We start from the raw sequence: 16,979 nt of genomic DNA, 5'->3' as shown, positions 1-16,979 counted from the left end.
TTCTTACTTTGCAGAAACAGCACCTGGAATACTCTTTATGGAATGTATAAATACCATCGCAAAACCTATAGCCAACATGAGGTGGAAAATCACTAACCCCCAGTCTTTTAAGAAAATACCACTACTTACACCAAAGAAAAAGTAGAAGCTTAGAAATGCTTCCATGATAATAAGAAAGTTAATTTTTGGCTTAATGTAGCTATTATTCTCCCAGGAATCCAACTTACTCTTAATCCCAAATTTGGGTGTTCTAATAAACTCACTTTTAAACCCAAACAAACCCTCTAAAACAGCTAGCCCATTATGAAGCGAAAGCCCCATTGAAACTGTTAAAAACATAGGATATATTTTAAAAAAGTACTTGGAAGTACCATCTGGAACCATCCTTTTTGTAGCTACCCAATAGAAAATAGTAATTGAGAAAAACCCTAGCAGAAAAATGCTACCAATGTCAAAAAGCAATTCTAACCTCGGGTTGGCATCCTTAATATAAAGCATAGGGATGCTTAAAAGAGCGGCAATTAACAAACAAACGAAAACTGAGCTGTTAAATAAATGAAAGATGGCATGCATTTTATTCCCAAACCCCATTCTTGAGCGTAAAACCTTACCCAAATTTTTACGGGCAGTTTCAGCCGCTCCTTTATTCCATCTATACTGCTGAGATTTTACAGCAGACATAATAACAGGTAGTTCTGCGGGAGCTACACAATCTTCCAGGTATTTGAATTTCCAGCCTTTTAGTTGCGCCCGATAGCTAAGATCCAAGTCTTCAGTCAACGTATCAGCAGACCAGCCACCAGCATCAATAACGCACTCTTTCCTCCACACCCCTCCTGTTCCGTTAAAATTAATAAAACTATTGGCATGGCTTCTGCCGGATTGTTCCACAGAAAAATGGGCATCCAAACCGAAAGCCTGTAGCTCAGTTAATAAAGAATAATCTCTATTTAAGTGCCCCCAGCGAGTTTGAACCACACCGGTATTTTGCTCAAACTGTGCTATAGTTTTAAGTAGGAAATCCGGTTCGGGTAAAAAATCAGAATCGAAAATAGCAATGAAGTCTCCTTTACAGATTTGCATTCCGTACTGGAGTGCGCCTGCTTTAAAGCCCTCTCGTTTAGGCCTTCTAATATGCTTAATATCCAGGCCGGTTTTTTTCAATTTGTCAACCAATGCAGAAGTAAGTTCGATTGTTTCATCTGTGGAATCGTCTAGTACTTGAATTTCTAACTTATCTTTTGGGTAAATGAATTGGGATACTTTAATGAGCAACCGCTCAACAACATATTTTTCGTTATAAATGGGTAGCTGTACCGTTACCTTGGGAAATTCTTTTAACTCAAAAGAAGGTTTACTCAGCGCCTTTTTCGATCTTAGATAATGCCAGGTCAGATTAAGTTGGCTCAGGCTGAAAATGAATATAAACAGCAGCGCAAGACTATAGGGTACAATAACTAACCACTCCATATTACAAGTACTTAAAAATGGTCCAAATTATTTTATATCCTGCCATGACAGTTCCCTTAACCGTTCCGGAAACTTTTGAAAATCCTATTCTTTTTCTATAATTCACTGGTACTTCTGTACATTTCATTTTCATTTTAGCTGCCTTCAATTGCATCTCTACAGTCCAGCCATATGTTTTGTCTTTCATATTCAATGCTATTAAACTTTCATATTTAATAGCCCTGAATGGACCCAAATCAGTAAAATTTACATTATAAAACAACTTTAATAATCCTGTAGCCAACCAGTTTCCAAAAACTTGCTGCGGTGTCATTGCTCCTTTCTCTTTGTTGCCCAATGCTCTCGACCCAATCACCAAATCCATGTCCTGTTCAATGATAGGTTTTATTAAATCCCTCATTTCCTCAGGATAGTCAGAGTAATCTGCATCTAAAAATACAATAATATCAGGTTTGTTTTCTTGTTTTTTGATATACTCAATACCCTTCAGGCAAGCCCTGCCATATCCTTTAACTTCTTCCCTCAGAACAGTTGCCCCAGCCTTAGCTGCTGCTTTTTCAGTATCATCAGTAGAAGCATTATTGACTACAATTACTTCATCTACAATATCATTGGGTATCTCTGCTATAACAGAACCCACTCCGTTTTCTTCATTAAAGGCTGGTATAATTACCTTAACAAGTTGCTTCATACAAGGTTGCAAAGTAAGCCAATCCTAACTATGTGCAAAGTCATATCAATGACAGATAGTTATCTAGGTAAATTAATTTGAAAAGTCACGCCATTGCGGGCATTCAGAAGGGATATATTGCCATGCAGCTTTTCAAGAGCAAGTTTTACTGCATACAGCCCAAGGCCGGAACCTTGAGATTTCTCATTCCCTCTTTTAAACATATCAAAAATGGTATTTTGTTGATCTGCATCTATTCCTAGTCCATTGTCCTTGTAAGTAATTCTAATGTGTTTTTGCCCTACAAGTTCGGTTGTTAAATGAATCTTGACATTTTCACCATCACGATACATGATTGAATTTTTTACTAGCTCAGAGAAAAGCACATTCAGTATCGTTCTGTCACTTTTAATGAGTGCATTATCTCCAAAAATTAGGTCAACATCACTAAAATCTAGCTTTTTACATTGGTCTGCCACAACTTCATCAAATACCTCACGAATACTCAACTGTACCCAGTCCAACTCTTGCTTTTTAATTTCAAATACAGCATTAATCCCCCGTACTCTCGTCTCCAGTTGATTGACACTTGCATGAATAAAGTTGTAGTAATCTATTCCATTAGTAATGTCTGCTTGCGCTAAATTCACTACGCCCTTCAATGAAGCAATGGGCCCTTGAATGTCGTGCGATGATCTATATAGAAATGTTTCTAAATCCTGATTGGCCTCCAGGAGCTCTTTAGTGCGTTTTTTTACTTGTTTATCCAACGTGTCATTTCGTGCTTGTATAATTAAGTTAGCTTTTTCAAGTTTTAAGTTCGCCTCTTTAATCATCTCATTCTGAATTTCAATTTCTTCATTGCGTTCTTCCAAAAGCAGCTGATTCTGTTCCTCTTTGGTCAAAACATTTCTCATATAAGAAAACAATAAAATCATAAAAGGAACGAATAACACAGATGCCACCAGTATATTTTTTATAAGATCTGAGTGGGCTTCTTCCAGAAATGAATCAAACTCCTGATCTACTTGTAATATTGCTACCACTTCACCCTTCGAATTTTTTATTGGAGCAAAAGCACTTAACCAGGTACCATTTTCTGTTTTATACTCATCAATTACACCACCAATATTATAATTCATTCTTAGCTCCGTAGGATAATTCACAAACATGTGTCTGTAATACGGTTCATCTGAAGAAGTGACTATAAATTCATATTCATTATGATCGGCATTAAAAACCATGGTATAGATAGGGCTGGCGATTTCATTAATTCTTTTAATTCTTTTGAGCTGAGCGTGCAGCTTATGGTAAACAGAATCGTCTTTGGATGAACGTACATCATTTTTACTATTGAAAGTATTAACAACATACTCATGTGCATCACCATCAATTTGTTCACTTGCAGTGATTGAAATGGCTCTCAGTTTTTGTAGGATCAGTTGTTTTGTTTTTTCTCTCTGAAGTAAATGAGTAGATGAAATCAAATAGACTAGTAAAATACCAATTGCTGATAGCACTACTAGAATGAATCGGTTTCTTCGCCTCAACTTTTTTACCAATCTAGACATGTCGTTCTTAAACGCCATTTAAAGGGTCTAGTTGAGCGAAATAAGTCTTACAACCGACAGAACATAAAAAAAGCAACCCAATATGTCAGGTTGCTTTCATTTGTAAGCATAAACTCAATTAGTATGCTCTGGCGAACACTACCTTGCCTTTTGATGGTCTTCCGCTGTAGATGCACTTACCTGCTTCTTCCTTAAAATCTAAAGGGATACATCTAATGGTAGCTTTAGTTTCTTCCTTGATCCTCTCTTCAGTTTCAGATGTGCCATCCCAGTGAGCCATTACAAACCCGGCCTTCTCATCAAGTACTTTCTTAAACTCATCGTATGTATCTACTTCGCTGGTATTATTTGCCCTGAAATCAAATGCTCGCTTATAGATATTTTCCTGAATTTCTGTCATTAGATTTTTAATGTAGGCGGCAGCCTCTGCCAGAGGAATAACTTTTTTCTCTTTTGTATCTCTGCGCGCAATTTCTACTGTGCCATTTTCAAGGTCTCTTGGGCCAATAGCCACTCTCACTGGTACACCCTTCAATTCATATTCGGCAAACTTCCAGCCCGGAGAACTCGTGTCCCTGTCATCAAACTTCACAGAAATGTTATCTGCACTAAGCTCCACTTTCAATTGATTTGCCACTTCGGCTATTTGTGCAAGTTGCTCATCCCCTTTAAAAATTGGTACAATCACCGTTTGTATTGGTGCCAATTTTGGTGGCAATACCAACCCCTCGTCATCTGAGTGTGCCATAATTAATGCGCCCATTAAGCGAGTGCTCACACCCCAGGATGTACCCCATACATAGTCTTCTTTCCCGTCTTTTCCGGCAAACTTCACATCAAATGCTTTGGCAAAATTCTGACCTAGAAAGTGCGAAGTACCTGCCTGCAATGCCTTACCATCCTGCATTAACGCTTCAATGCAATAGGTATCTAATGCTCCTGCAAATCTTTCTGATTCAGATTTCACCCCTTTCAGAACAGGCATAGCCATAAACTTCTCAGCAAACTCGGCATATACTTCCAACATTTGTTTGGTTTCTGCAATTGCCTCCTCTTTTGTGCTATGTGCTGTGTGGCCTTCCTGCCATAAAAACTCAGCCGTTCTTAAAAACAACCTCGTTCTCATTTCCCATCGCACTACGTTAGCCCATTGGTTAATAAGCAACGGTAAATCCCTATATGACTGAATCCAGTTTTTATATGTACTCCAAATCACAGCTTCACTCGTTGGTCTTACAACTAATTCCTCCTCTAATCTCGCATCAGGGTCAACAATTAGTTTTCCCTTATTGTCAGGATCATTTTTTAGTCTGTAATGTGTTACTACAGCACATTCTTTGGCGAAGCCTTCGGCATTTTTTTCTTCCGCTTCAAAGAGGCTCTTAGGTACAAACAATGGAAAATACGCATTTGAATGACCTGTTTCCTTAAACATTTTGTCCAATGCAGCCTGCATTTTTTCCCAAATACTAAAACCATATGGCTTAATAACCATACAACCTCTAACTGCTGAATGCTCAGCTAAATCAGCTTTTTTAACCAATTCATTATACCATTGAGAATAATCTTCACTTCTTTTTGGTAATCCTTTCGCCATAATTAAGGTTTGGTATGTTTTTTGTTTATTTTGAAGTAATTAATTTGTTGCTGGCAAATATAAGGATATAAAAAGCCTTATATTGGAATTACTAAGCAATAAATTACGTTTAGAAACAAAAGGAAAGTGCCATGAAAACGACAATTAAATTTACTTCAATTCTGTTCTTAGTTGGAATCGTAATTTCGAGTGTAAGTATTGCACAAGAAAATGACGATCTGTATTTCACACCAAAAGACCGGGAAGCAAAAAAGAAGGCACGCAAGGAAATTAGTGCTCAGCCTCAGGTAGAAGATGTTAAAACCAATTTTAACGATGTGGCTCCTGAGACCAGCTATTCACAAAAAAATGTAAACCCAGAATATGTAGCTAAATATTCCGCTGAATCTTATCAAGAGGATAATGGATACTATGAGGATGATTATTACGTGGATAACCCTGAAAATAATGGTCAAAACCCACCTGTGGTTAATAATTATTACTATTCTAACCCAGGTTTTAACAATGGATTTTATGGCAATAATTGGGGTGGATTTTACGATCCATGGTATGGTCCAGGAATTATTGGTCGTCCGGGATGGTCCGTTTCAGTTGGTTTTGGTACTGGCTGGGGCTGGGGCTGGAATGATTGGAGATGGAGAAATCGTTGGGGCTGGAGATCTGGCTGGAATGTGGGTATAGGTTACGGCTGGGGAGGCGGATGGTACGACCCATGGTTTTACGGTGGTGGCTGGGGCTGGAATGACCCTTTCTTTAACCCTTACAGAAATAATGTAATTGTTATTAATAACGTTGAAACGAGAAGTAACAGAAGTTTTAGAAGAGGTGTTGGTTCTTCCAGAAGTACAGGTACTGTTAACTCAAGCCGTTCAACAAGGTCACGAGTTGCTTCAAATGATGGTGTATCTAATGGTAGAACTACCGGCAGAGTTGATAACTCAAACAGTAGGGTTGATAACAGATATACCAGAAATGCTGCAAGTAGATCATCTTACTACAGAAGGTCTCAACCATCTTCTGAAGTAAATTCTGAGGCTACTAATTCAAGATCTTCATACAGCAGGTCTTCTTACGACAGATCAAATTCATCTGGTTCAAGATCGAATTCGACATATAGCAGGCCTTCGAACGGTTCAAGAAGTGGCAGTTATGGTTCTTATCCTAATTCCAGAACAAGATCATCAGGTAGCTATGGTAATTCTCCACAGAGAAGATCGTCAGGTTGGAGCACGCCTAGCTCTGGAAGCAGATCAGGAAGCTATTCCAGACCGAGCTCTGGAAGTAGATCTGGGAGTTACTCACGACCAAGTTCAGGTTCCAGATCTTCTGGGGGTAGCCGAATGTCATCAGGCTCTTCAGGCAGCAGAAGTAGTGGTGGCTCCAGATCATCTGGCGGATCGCGTTCTTCAGGAGGTTCAAGGAGAGGTAACTAATCTGAAATTATTAAGCAAAGAAAACGCTAGGTCATGAAAAAAGTAATTGCGCTTATTGGTATAAGCATGGGAATGTTTTGTCTAAACAACGTGCAAGCTCAAGATGCAGGTAATTTTGTTGGAACAGCACTTGATTTGAGCCGGACAACACCAGGTGGTAGTGCAAGGATGTTAGGAATTGGTGAAGCTCAAACTTCCCTGGGAGGTGATATCAGTTCAGCGTCTTCTAATCCGGCAGGTTTGGGGTTTTTCAATAAGTCTGAGTTTTCATTTACCCCTGCCTTTAATTACTTAAATACAACCAGCGAATACCTTGGCTCAAGCACTTCTGATGCTCGCCTGAATTTTAACTTTAGCAATTTAGGTGCTGTGATTAAATATGGCTCTGGATCAGGTTCATTTAAAGGCGGATCATTTGGAATTAGCATTAATAGAATTGCAGATTTTCAAAATCAGATCACTTACGAGGGCAATAGTTTTAACCAATTAGATAGCAATGGTGAGATTATTTTTGACCCAAACAGACCTGCTGATATTGTTGAATATGCCGCATTAAATGCATTTACAAGCAACGGGTCCGATATAAGCTTTGACAATGATTTTGCAGAGCTGGCATTTGAAACATTTCTTATAAGTCCTTTCAGTATCGATGGCAATAACTTTGTTGATAGGGATTATTACGCAGTAGAAGATGATGGAAGCTTCCCTCAAGATAATAACGGGAATGACATTTTCATTCCTGCCTATACTGAGCCTGACTTCCCAACATTTCAGACGGAGAATATTAGATCTACTGGAGCAATGTACCAAACATCATTCAGTTATGGCGCTAACTTTGACGATAGAATATATTTCGGAGGTGGTATAGGACTAATTACAATGACAAGGGAAGTGAATAGAGAATATATTGAAATTCCAACGAATGCAGAATTAAGTAGCCTTGTATTAGAAGATAATTATGAGCAAAATGGTACTGGTGTCAATGCCACATTTGGAGTGATTGGAAGACCAATGCCACAAGTACTTTTAGGTGCCTCTTATACAACGCCCAGTATTATATCTATTGAACAAATCAGAAGTGTAACACTCACTGCAAACTATTTATTTGCAACCAATTTCAGGGAACAAACTGAGTCTTTCGGTTTCGATTACGAGGCATTCAATTTCACAATAACTACTCCATCTAAACTTAGGGCTGGTGCTACCTACTTTTTAGGAAAATCAGGTTTTATTACCGGGGATATAGAAAGAATAAATTATGCAGGAGCTAACCTTTCTAATTCAGAATCAGGCGTTTCATTTTCCCAAGCCAATTCAGACATCAATCAGCTGGAATCGGTAATCAACTATCGATTAGGTGCTGAATTTAGATATGAAATGTTCAGGCTTAGAGCGGGCTTTGCCAGAATGGACGACCCTGTAAAGAACGACATTGACGAAAGTGAGAATCGGATAACGTTTGGAGGTGGAATAAGAACGGAAGACTATTTTGTTGACATGGCCGTTTCAACTTCAAATGGAAGAAATTCAACCGTTTCACCATATCCTGGACAAGTGGCTACAGTAGAAAATAAGAATACCGCAGTATCATTTACGGTTGGGTTCTTTTTTTAGAACATCTCTAATATCTTCTGCAAATAATTCATCTGAAACCAAATGAAAACGGGCTTGCTCGTAATTGGCTCTTCTTTGAGATAAAAGCGATTCAAGTGTTGTGTTAATATCCTCTTTTTGAAATAAAGGCCTTTTTTCAATCGCAGACTGATTCATTCTTTTAGCAAGAGCTGCAATCGAAATATCTAGAAAAACTGTGATTGCAGCCTGGTTCATTATTTCCATGTTATTAAAAAAACATGGAGTTCCGCCCCCTGCTGCCAGCACATATTTATCTTGAGTCTGACAGAATTTCTTCAATGTTTCAGCCTCCAAATTTCTAAAAGACTCTTCACCTTCCGTTTCAAAAATCTGAAGAATAGTCATTCCTGAAGCCAGTTCAATCACTTGGTCTAAATCATAAAAAGGTAAATTCAAGTAATCAGCAACCTCTTTTCCCAAGGTTGTCTTGCCCGACCCGGGCATACCAATAAGTATAATTTTATCTGGTAAGTTCATTTGCCATTTCAGCCGATGGAACATCATTATGATGCCATTTCCCCAACACTACCCCATCTTGCAGCAGCATGATACCTGGATTCGATCGAATCATCGCTTTTAGCACAGTGGCATCCGTAAAGTAATAAGGAACCGCTAATTGATATTCATGTCTGAAAACCTCAAAGTCTGCTTCTGATGAAGAAGTAAGAACCATCGGGTCAATACCGTCTAACCCTTCAACCAACTTATTAATGGCATTCATTTTATCCTGATCATTAAACGATGCATCATAGAAAACCAGTAATAGTTTGGCGCCAGAAAAAGTTTCTTCTGTGTAGTCATTTCCATCTGTACCAACCACTTGGTAATCGGTTATTTTGGGTGTAGAAGCCTTTTCATTTAGCAATTCGGCACTTACATACTCATACCCATCTTTTGGCAGCAGATATTTAGTTGATTTTACGGTTTCACCATCTTTCTTAAAAGTGTATTCCAAAATTGGAGCTTCCTCTGCAATCATCTTTTCAGGAATACTATTTCCAATTTTATAAGGCCTGAAATCAATAAAAGGTAAGTGACGAATGGCGGTAATTCCAAGAATGAAACTTACAACGGTTGTTGCTATAATTATAGCATTCGCTGGCCTTGTACGAAGAACTGATTCATAACCATTTCGGTACCAGAACAGATGTGCAACAAACACGATTAATATCAAATCTTTATAAAATGATTGCCATGGAGTAAGTGGTATGGCATCGCCAAAACAACCACAGTCCGTCACTTTATTAAAGTAGGCAGAATAAAAGGTAAGAAATGTAAAGAAGACCATGAGCGCCATCATCACACTCATCGACCATTTCATTTTATAATTAATTAGAACAGCAACCCCTAAAACAACTTCTAAAATGATTAAGATCATTCCTATAGGAAGTGCAAATGGAATAAATATTTCAAAGAAAGATCCGAAATCGGAAGAGAAAACTTCGAAGTATTCCTGAAGCTTAATTTTGGTACCCACAGGGTCATTCAACTTGATCAACCCAGAAAATATGAACAGTCCGCCTACAAAAATTCTTGAAAATAGATCAATCGCCTTTTTGAACATATTAAATAAAGTTTGATTTGATTAACGCAAATACAGAGTAATTAAGCATATCTTGATAGTTGGCTTCCACCCCTTCAGAAACTAAGGTTTTGCCTGCATTATCCTCAATTTGCTTTACTCGGTATAATTTCATTAATATAATATCGGTAATTGAACTCACCCGCATATCTCGCCAGGCTTCGCCATAATCATGGTTTTTATTTTTTAACAAGTCCAATGTATCATTAACAACCTGGTCATATAAGGGTTCCAAATCCTTATACGGAATTTCAGTTCTTTTGTCACCTTCTAATCGTAACTGCAAAATCGCAATAATGCAGTAGTTGATTATGCCTACAAATTCGTTGGTACTATCTTCTTCAATTTTTTGAATTCCCTTTTCCTGAATAGACCTAATTCTTTGTGCTTTTATGAAAATTTGATCGGTAATAGAGCTTAACCTGAGAATTCTCCAGGCTGTACCATAATCTTTTGTTTTCTTTTCAAAAAGCGCTTTACACTCCTTAATTACCTGCGTATATTCGCTGACAGTTTGGTCTATCAAAACAATAAATTTTAGTTGTTAAAACCCATTTTTAAGGTGGCGCAAGATACATTTTTTTCAAGTAAAAAGACACTCAACATCCGCGGAAATGCGATTACATTAGATTCTCCGATTGTAATGGGAATACTCAATGTGACACCTGACTCATTCTATGCGGGAAGCAGAGTAGGAATTGAAAAAAATATCATTGCCAAAGCAACAACAATGGTCCATGATGGTGCTTCTATTTTAGATGTCGGGGGTTATTCTACCAGGCCGGGCGCTGCAGAAATACCACTACACGATGAAATTAACAGGGTTGTGCCTGCCATTGAAAGCATCAGAAAGGAGTTGCCAAATGTCTATATTTCTATTGATACATTTAGGCCAGAAGTGGCAAAAGCTGCTTTTGACGCTGGGGCTGATATTATTAATGACGTATCAGGAGGCGAAATGGATTCCGGAATGTTTGATCTTCTTGCGCATATTAATGTACCTTATGTTTTAATGCACATGCGAGGTACGCCACAAACCATGACCCAGCATACCCATTACGATAACCTGATTTTAGAAATTATTGACTATTTCCAGAAAAAAGTTACCGAATTAAGGAGCAGAGGTATTAAAGATATTATCATTGATCTGGGATTTGGCTTTGCTAAAACTGTTGATCAAAATTTTGAGCTTCTAAAAAAACTCAACGAATTTAAAACTTTAGAGCTGCCTGTTCTCGTTGGTATATCTAGGAAGTCCATGATTTACAAGTCGTTAGGGACTACAGCAGACAATGCTTTGAATGGAACTACTGCTTTAAATATGATAGCTTTGCGAAATGGGGCATCTATTTTGCGTGTGCATGATGCAAAAGAAGCAGCAGAAACTGTCAAATTGTTTAATTTAACGTATATTAAATAGACTAAAAATATAAAATTGATTTTATCATTCAGCATAGGGTTTCTTGAAGTTAGTTGGGTAGATGTTATCGACATACTATTAGTGAGTGTGTTGTTGTATCAGGTCTACAAACTCATGCGGGGTAGTGTGGCTGTTACCATCTTTTTAGGCGTATTGGCGCTATACCTCATATACCTTATTGTACGTGCTGCACAGATGGAACTTCTAGGCTTGATTTTAGGCCAGTTTATGGGAGTCGGAGTACTGGCTGCTATAATCCTTTTTCAACCAGAAATACGTAAGTTTTTACTTCTCATTGGCAAAACAACAGATTTCAATAAAAGCACATCATTCTTTAAAAACGTTTTTTTGGGAAAAGGCCGAGAGCATGATGAGCTGTTTAATATTACTCCTGTCATTGAAGCAGCAAAAACCTTAGGAGGAACCAACACTGGAGCATTGATTGTATTCTCACGAGATTCTGAGCTAAAATTTTATGCAGAATCGGGTGATGTCATTGATGCACATTTATCAAAAAGATTGTTACTTTCTATATTCAACAAGTACAGCCCACTGCATGACGGTGCTGCCATTATCCACAAAGGCAAAATAAAAGCTGCCAGATGTGTGCTTCCGGTATCAGAATCTGATAGCCTTCCTGCTCAATTTGGCTTACGGCACAGAGCAGCTATGGGTATGTCGGAAGTAACAGATACGGCCATTTTAGTGGTTTCTGAAGAAACAGGTCAACTATCGCTTACGAGAAATGGTAAGTTACATAGTAACCTTTCTCCTCAGGAGTTGCGAAAACATATTCAGGAATACCTTACAGCCAGGCCCGAGGAAAAAGAAGAAACAAAAAATGAGGTTGCTGAAAGTAAGAGTAAAACTGTCAACAACCCCATTCGTAGTGAAGCGAAGGCTTAAATCATTTTATCACACCCAATTCCTTACCTACTTCTATAAATGCAGTTATAGCTGTATCTAAGTGATGCTGCTCATGTGCAGCAGAAATCTGCACCCTAATTCTGGCCTGCCCTTTTGGAACTACCGGATAGAAGAAGCCAATCACATAAATTCCTTTCTCCAACAAAGCATCTGCCATTTTTTGAGCAAGAGGCGCATCATACAACATGATTGGAACGATCGGGTGAACTCCTGGCTTTATATCAAATCCAGCGGCAGTCATTTTTTCCCTGAAGTACTTCGTGTTTCTCTCCAACTTGTCTCGCAAGTCTGTTGTTTCGCTCAACATGTCAATGACAGCAATAGAAGCGCCTGTTATTGATGGTGCTAATGTATTAGAGAACAAATACGGTCTTGATCTTTGTCGCAGCAATTCAACTATCTCTTTTCTGCCTGAAGTAAATCCACCAGAAGCACCACCCAAAGCTTTTCCTAGTGTTCCTGTGATAATATCCATTCTGCCCATTACACCACAATGTTCATGAACGCCTCTGCCCGTTTTACCTATAAATCCGGTAGAATGGCATTCATCACTCATAACCATAGCCTTATATTTTTCCGCCAAATCACAAATCTTGTCTAATTGAGCAATGGTTCCATCCATGGAAAAAACACCATCGGTAACTATCATTATTTGTTCTGCACCGGCTTCCCTCGCTTCTTTCAATTTGGCCTCTAGATCATCCATGTCATTATTATTGTATCGATAGCGCATTGCCTTACACAATCGCACGCCATCAATAATAGAAGCATGGTTCAATGCGTCAGAAATAATAGCATCTTGTGGGCCTAATAACGGCTCAAATACGCCCCCGTTGGCATCGAATGCTGCCGCATAAAGTATGGTATCTTCTGTGCCAAGAAATTCAGAAATCTTCTTTTCCAATTCTTTATGTATATCTTGCGTGCCGCAAATAAATCGTACAGAAGACATTCCGTATCCATGCGTATCAATGGCTTTTTTGGCTGCTTCTATCACTTTAGGGTGCGATGACAACCCTAAATAATTATTCGCACAAAAATTAATAACCTCCTTGCCCTGTGTGGTTTTAATCTCAGCGCCTTGTGGGGTAGCAATGATACGTTCCGACTTATAGAGGCCGGCTTTCTTTATGCCTTCAATTTCTTTAACTAGTTTTTCTTTTAATGTATACATTCTAATCTTCAGTTTTAGGTCTTTTAATTACAGGTTTAGCCTGTTTTTTAATAACGGGTTTTACGGCCCCAGGTGCCTTTGGCTTAACCATTGGTCTTTTTATATTCTTTGGTTTATTATCACTTTCAATCAGATCGCCTGACACTTCCAACAAATACTTTCTCCTTAAGTTATTGATCAAAAATAACTTTTGTGAAGTAAAACTATTCGGATGCATTTGGGCGAATTCCTCCTGAAACTTGGTGAACTGTACTTCATCACCTGCTTTGTATAAGACAGGGTCAATTTTTTTTGACTTTAGGTATTCGATAAAATCCATGAATAGCAAATATATGACTTGCTTGCTCAAAGCGCGAACAGAATTTCAATCGTTTGAATGAAATGTCTAAATTCGCACCGAGCAATAATTAACTATGGATAGAATACTTGTGATTGGTGCCTTGGGGCAACTTGGGTCTGAATTAAGTTTAGCGCTTCGCGATATTTATGGTAGAGACAATGTAATTATTACCGATATCAAAGAACCATCTGGTAAGTTGGCTGATGGGCCATCAGAAATTCTCAATGCTATGGATCGGGAAAAACTTTTCGAATTAGCAGATAAGCATCAAATAACACAAGTATATCATTTGGCGGCCATTCTATCTGCAAAAGGTGAATCTGACCCAAAATTCGCGTGGCAGTTAAATATGGATAGCCTTATCCATGTTTTAGATCTTGCCAAAGAAAAAAATCTTAAGCGAGTTTATTGGCCTAGCTCAATAGCAGTATTTGGGCCCTCAACGCCAGTTGATAAAACACCGCAACATACAGTGATGGACCCAAACACCATCTATGGAATAAGTAAACTGGCTGGTGAGAGATGGTGTGAGTACTATCACAATAAATATGGTGTAGATGTTAGAAGCTTAAGATACCCTGGATTAATTGGCTATAAAGCAAAGCCGGGTGGTGGAACTACTGATTATGCTGTAGACATTTATTACAAAGCATTGGAAGAAGGTAAATATGAGTGCTTCTTATCAGAAAATACCTATTTACCCATGATGTATATGGATGATGCTGTGAAGGCTACTATTGATTTGATGCAGGCGGAGGAAAGCGATGTTAAAGTAAGATCCAGCTATAATATAAGTGCCATTAGTTTTTCCCCTAAAGAAATAGCTGAATCCATTAAAAAAGAAATGCCTGAGTTTGAAATTTCTTACTCACCGGATTTCAGACAAAAAATTGCTGATTCATGGCCTAATTCAATTGACGATAGTAGCGCCAGAAGTGATTGGGGTTGGTCTCACCAATTTGACTTAGATAAAATGACGGCTGAAATTCTATCAGGTTTAAAAGAATTATTGAACAATCAAACGACCTGATCTTTCAGTAGTCGCAGAGAAAACCTTTACAAAATAGAGCCCTGGTTTCACATTATCATTTAAGGTGAAGTCGAATTGTGAGCCTGCGAATGTTTTAGATATTATAGTTTCTCCCAAGATATTCACCAAAAGCAGTGTAAGTACTTCAGAATCTTCAGCAGTGGTTAAAATGGTTACTATTCCACCTGGTTTTGCCGGATTTGTAAAAACTAATTTACCCTCTTCCAAAGAAGTGAAATCAACTGCAACAGGTGAAAACGTTTCTGAAGTACCATCAAAATCTGTTTGTTTCAAGCGATAGTAAGAACGACCGAATGATGGTTTTTTGTCAGTGTAAGAATATTCTAATTGATCTATGCTGTTGCCGGCACCATTAACAGTTGTTAGTAGTGAATAATTAATACCATCAATTGATTTTTCAATACTGAAATAATCATTGTTAATTTCTGTGTAGGTTGACCAATTTAGTTCAATAATTTGAACTGACGGTTGTGCATAAAAGTAAGCCAATTCAATGGGTAGAGCACTTTCTGTACAGAGCCCAGAACCTGCAGGTTCACAACTTCCATCAACATTAAATGAAGGACAGGTACCACTAGCATCGCAAGTTGTATTTCCACCATTATTAATACTTCCTGCTGATATTGAACCATTCCCATCTATTTCTACATCTTGATCAGTTCCACCTCCTCGTTCACCAAAATCAAGGATTCCACCGACTATTAGATTTCCTTCTATGCTCAGTTGTCGTTCTTGATTAGAGTTACCAACTATTACTAAATTGCCTGTTATTTCAAATGTTACTCCTGAAATGATTTCAAAAATGCTACCTGGAGCATTTAAATTTAAAATTAAGTCTCCATTTATCTTAACATTTTCATCTATCTGGAATGTATCACTATTACCTATTACTGTTGAAACACAGCCAGTAGTTTCATAAACATCGGCATTTAATGAGAAATCACCTAAACATTCGTTTGAAAACTGACCTGTTCTTGTTCCGCCTTGTGAGAAACCGCAGGTAATATCAACAGGTGTACAAGTAGCTGTTACTTGCGCCTTCATTGACTCCACAAATATTGACAGTATGATTACTAATAAGGTCTTTTTCATATCTAACTAAATACTTTGAATTACTTTAAAGTAACTCGAATAATTCATCCAATAATCAGCAAAGAAACAATTAATGTACCACAGTAAAAAGACCTTAGTTTATGGGCTTAAAGCTACATTTACCATTTAATTAATCCCGATTTGGGAATTGGTGCCTTATTTTGATTAAGTGTTTGCAAATACTATTTCGAAAAGTAACTTTAAATCGAATATCAAAATTGAATCATGGCAACATATCAAAACATAATTACCGAATTTAATGAAGGCATTTTACTTGCAACTATTAATAGACCTACAAGTCTAAATGCTTTGAATATCGCAACAATTGATGACTTAAAAACTTTAATAACTGAAGTGTATGATAATGAAGAGGTAAAGGCATTAATTCTTACAGGTGCGGGTGAAAAAGCATTTGTTGCTGGAGCAGACATTACTGAAATAGCAGATTTAGATGAGATGAATGCACGTAATTTTGCTGAAAATGGACAGGAGGTATTCGCACTTTATGAAAACTGTCCTAAACCGGTTATTGCAGCCGTAAACGGTTTTGCTCTAGGTGGTGGTTGCGAATTGGCAATGGCATGCCACATGAGAATTGCAACCAATAATGCAAAATTCGGTCAACCTGAAGTTAATCTTGGTATTATACCTGGTTATGGGGGCACACAAAGGCTAACGCAACTAATTGGCAAGGGGAAAGCTTTTGAGCTAATGATGACGGGAGACATGATTTCTGCCGAAGAAGCCAAATCTTTAGGATTGGTAAATCATGTAGTACAATCCAACGAAGAGCTTCTGGAATTATGTAATAAAATCCTTTCAAAAATCCTTTCAAAAGCTCCATTGGCTGTAGGTATGGTAATTGACTGTATCAATGCTGTTTTCTCGGATGAAGATGGCTTTCAAACCGAAGCCAACGCCTTTTCACATTGTACAAAAACTGAGGATTTTGCCGAAGGCACCAGTGCTTTTCATGAAAAAAGAAAGCCTGAATTTAAAGGTGAATAATTCTACAAC

Annotated in this window: 16 protein-coding genes; 6 read left to right on the top strand and 10 right to left on the bottom strand. The window is 38.0% G+C overall.

Annotated elements, in window-relative coordinates; all coding sequences use genetic code 11:
- Positions 1-3 precede the first annotated feature (3 nt).
- The 4 genes from RLO81_RS02035 to proS all read right to left on the bottom strand — a co-directional run bounded on the left by RLO81_RS02035 (position 4) and on the right by proS (position 5,308).
- Positions 4-1,470 (bottom strand): cellulose synthase family protein, encoded by a 1,467-nt coding sequence (locus tag RLO81_RS02035; RefSeq protein ID WP_350106496.1) that lies wholly within the window; start codon positions 1,468-1,470, stop codon positions 4-6.
- A 1-nt stretch (position 1,471) separates the two neighbouring features.
- The gene (locus RLO81_RS02030; RefSeq protein ID WP_350106494.1) at positions 1,472-2,161 is read right to left on the bottom strand and encodes a glycosyltransferase family 2 protein; all 690 of its coding nucleotides are present in this window, start codon (positions 2,159-2,161) and stop codon (positions 1,472-1,474) included.
- A 59-nt stretch (positions 2,162-2,220) separates the two neighbouring features.
- The gene (locus RLO81_RS02025; protein ID WP_350106492.1) at positions 2,221-3,729 is read right to left on the bottom strand and encodes a sensor histidine kinase; all 1,509 of its coding nucleotides are present in this window, start codon (positions 3,727-3,729) and stop codon (positions 2,221-2,223) included.
- A 100-nt stretch (positions 3,730-3,829) separates the two neighbouring features.
- Positions 3,830-5,308 carry a proline--tRNA ligase gene (gene proS, locus RLO81_RS02020; RefSeq protein ID WP_350106489.1) on the bottom strand — a complete coding sequence of 493 codons (1,479 nt, stop codon included), beginning with the start codon at positions 5,306-5,308 and terminating at the stop codon, positions 3,830-3,832.
- A 131-nt stretch (positions 5,309-5,439) separates the two neighbouring features.
- Here proS and RLO81_RS02015 point away from each other — a divergent pair, with 131 nt between their 5' ends.
- Together RLO81_RS02015 and RLO81_RS02010 are read left to right on the top strand one after the other, a co-directional pair.
- Positions 5,440-6,741 (top strand): hypothetical protein, encoded by a 1,302-nt coding sequence (locus RLO81_RS02015; RefSeq protein ID WP_350106486.1) that lies wholly within the window; start codon positions 5,440-5,442, stop codon positions 6,739-6,741.
- A gap of 33 nt (positions 6,742-6,774) precedes the next feature.
- Complete coding sequence (locus RLO81_RS02010) at positions 6,775-8,355, top strand: OmpP1/FadL family transporter (protein WP_350106484.1); 1,581 nt, start codon at positions 6,775-6,777, stop codon at positions 8,353-8,355.
- On the opposite strand, the gene RLO81_RS02005 is transcribed toward RLO81_RS02010, so the two are convergent.
- From RLO81_RS02005 to RLO81_RS01995, 3 genes are read right to left on the bottom strand one after another with little or no spacing between them, the layout of a single operon-like run.
- Entirely contained in the window at positions 8,329-8,853 is a 525-nt protein-coding gene (locus tag RLO81_RS02005) for a shikimate kinase (RefSeq protein ID WP_350106481.1), read from the bottom strand. The genes RLO81_RS02010 and RLO81_RS02005 overlap by 27 nt on opposite strands.
- The gene (locus RLO81_RS02000) at positions 8,837-9,940 is read right to left on the bottom strand and encodes a BT_3928 family protein (protein WP_350106478.1); all 1,104 of its coding nucleotides are present in this window, start codon (positions 9,938-9,940) and stop codon (positions 8,837-8,839) included. The genes RLO81_RS02005 and RLO81_RS02000 overlap by 17 nt, the downstream gene beginning before the upstream one ends.
- A 1-nt stretch (position 9,941) precedes the next feature.
- Positions 9,942-10,484: a DUF1599 domain-containing protein gene (locus tag RLO81_RS01995; RefSeq protein WP_350106475.1), complete on the bottom strand. Its 543-nt coding sequence runs from the start codon at positions 10,482-10,484 to the stop codon at positions 9,942-9,944.
- Positions 10,485-10,499: 15 nt separating this feature from the next.
- Between RLO81_RS01995 and folP the strand changes: the two genes are divergently transcribed.
- Entirely contained in the window at positions 10,500-11,378 is an 879-nt protein-coding gene (gene folP / locus RLO81_RS01990; RefSeq protein ID WP_350106471.1) for a dihydropteroate synthase, read from the top strand.
- A 15-nt stretch (positions 11,379-11,393) separates the two neighbouring features.
- Positions 11,394-12,284 carry a diadenylate cyclase CdaA gene (gene cdaA / locus RLO81_RS01985; protein WP_350106468.1) on the top strand — a complete coding sequence of 297 codons (891 nt, stop codon included), beginning with the start codon at positions 11,394-11,396 and terminating at the stop codon, positions 12,282-12,284.
- Position 12,285: 1 nt separating this feature from the next.
- Here the strand turns inward: cdaA and kbl are convergent, their stop codons facing one another.
- Together kbl and RLO81_RS01975 are read right to left on the bottom strand one after the other, a co-directional pair.
- Complete coding sequence (gene kbl, locus RLO81_RS01980) at positions 12,286-13,479, bottom strand: glycine C-acetyltransferase (RefSeq protein WP_350106465.1); 1,194 nt, start codon at positions 13,477-13,479, stop codon at positions 12,286-12,288.
- Between the two features lies 1 nt (position 13,480).
- Entirely contained in the window at positions 13,481-13,798 is a 318-nt protein-coding gene (locus tag RLO81_RS01975; RefSeq protein ID WP_350106462.1) for a hypothetical protein, read from the bottom strand.
- A gap of 94 nt (positions 13,799-13,892) precedes the next feature.
- Here RLO81_RS01975 and RLO81_RS01970 point away from each other — a divergent pair, with 94 nt between their 5' ends.
- Positions 13,893-14,849 carry an NAD-dependent epimerase/dehydratase family protein gene (locus tag RLO81_RS01970; protein ID WP_350106459.1) on the top strand — a complete coding sequence of 319 codons (957 nt, stop codon included), beginning with the start codon at positions 13,893-13,895 and terminating at the stop codon, positions 14,847-14,849.
- On the opposite strand, the gene RLO81_RS01965 is transcribed toward RLO81_RS01970, so the two are convergent.
- A complete protein-coding gene (locus RLO81_RS01965; protein ID WP_350106457.1) occupies positions 14,826-15,962 on the bottom strand; it encodes a T9SS type A sorting domain-containing protein in 1,137 nt (378 codons plus the stop codon). The genes RLO81_RS01970 and RLO81_RS01965 overlap by 24 nt on opposite strands.
- A gap of 225 nt (positions 15,963-16,187) precedes the next feature.
- Between RLO81_RS01965 and RLO81_RS01960 the strand changes: the two genes are divergently transcribed.
- Positions 16,188-16,970 (top strand): enoyl-CoA hydratase/isomerase family protein, encoded by a 783-nt coding sequence (locus RLO81_RS01960; protein WP_350106454.1) that lies wholly within the window; start codon positions 16,188-16,190, stop codon positions 16,968-16,970.
- Positions 16,971-16,979 lie beyond the last annotated feature (9 nt).

Source organism: Fulvivirga sp. (assembly GCF_040220315.1).
GTDB lineage: Bacteria > Bacteroidota > Bacteroidia > Cytophagales > Cyclobacteriaceae > Fulvivirga.
This window is presented reverse-complemented; position numbering and strand designations above follow the sequence as displayed.

What these genes read in the sequence shown, in the direction of transcription:
- RLO81_RS02035 (WP_350106496.1), bottom strand. Translation starts at nt 1,470, where the DNA reads ATGGAGTGGTTAGTTATTGTACCCTATAGTCTTGCGCTGCTGTTTATA.
- RLO81_RS02030 (WP_350106494.1), bottom strand. Translation starts at nt 2,161, where the DNA reads ATGAAGCAACTTGTTAAGGTAATTATACCAGCCTTTAATGAAGAAAAC.
- RLO81_RS02025 (WP_350106492.1), bottom strand. Translation starts at nt 3,729, where the DNA reads ATGGCGTTTAAGAACGACATGTCTAGATTGGTAAAAAAGTTGAGGCGA.
- proS (WP_350106489.1), bottom strand. Translation starts at nt 5,308, where the DNA reads ATGGCGAAAGGATTACCAAAAAGAAGTGAAGATTATTCTCAATGGTAT.
- RLO81_RS02015 (WP_350106486.1), top strand. Translation starts at nt 5,440, where the DNA reads ATGAAAACGACAATTAAATTTACTTCAATTCTGTTCTTAGTTGGAATC.
- RLO81_RS02010 (WP_350106484.1), top strand. Translation starts at nt 6,775, where the DNA reads ATGAAAAAAGTAATTGCGCTTATTGGTATAAGCATGGGAATGTTTTGT.
- RLO81_RS02005 (WP_350106481.1), bottom strand. Translation starts at nt 8,853, where the DNA reads ATGAACTTACCAGATAAAATTATACTTATTGGTATGCCCGGGTCGGGC.
- RLO81_RS02000 (WP_350106478.1), bottom strand. Translation starts at nt 9,940, where the DNA reads ATGTTCAAAAAGGCGATTGATCTATTTTCAAGAATTTTTGTAGGCGGA.
- kbl (WP_350106465.1), bottom strand. Translation starts at nt 13,479, where the DNA reads ATGTATACATTAAAAGAAAAACTAGTTAAAGAAATTGAAGGCATAAAG.
- RLO81_RS01975 (WP_350106462.1), bottom strand. Translation starts at nt 13,798, where the DNA reads ATGGATTTTATCGAATACCTAAAGTCAAAAAAAATTGACCCTGTCTTA.
- RLO81_RS01970 (WP_350106459.1), top strand. Translation starts at nt 13,893, where the DNA reads ATGGATAGAATACTTGTGATTGGTGCCTTGGGGCAACTTGGGTCTGAA.
- RLO81_RS01965 (WP_350106457.1), bottom strand. Translation starts at nt 15,962, where the DNA reads ATGAAAAAGACCTTATTAGTAATCATACTGTCAATATTTGTGGAGTCA.
- RLO81_RS01960 (WP_350106454.1), top strand. Translation starts at nt 16,188, where the DNA reads ATGGCAACATATCAAAACATAATTACCGAATTTAATGAAGGCATTTTA.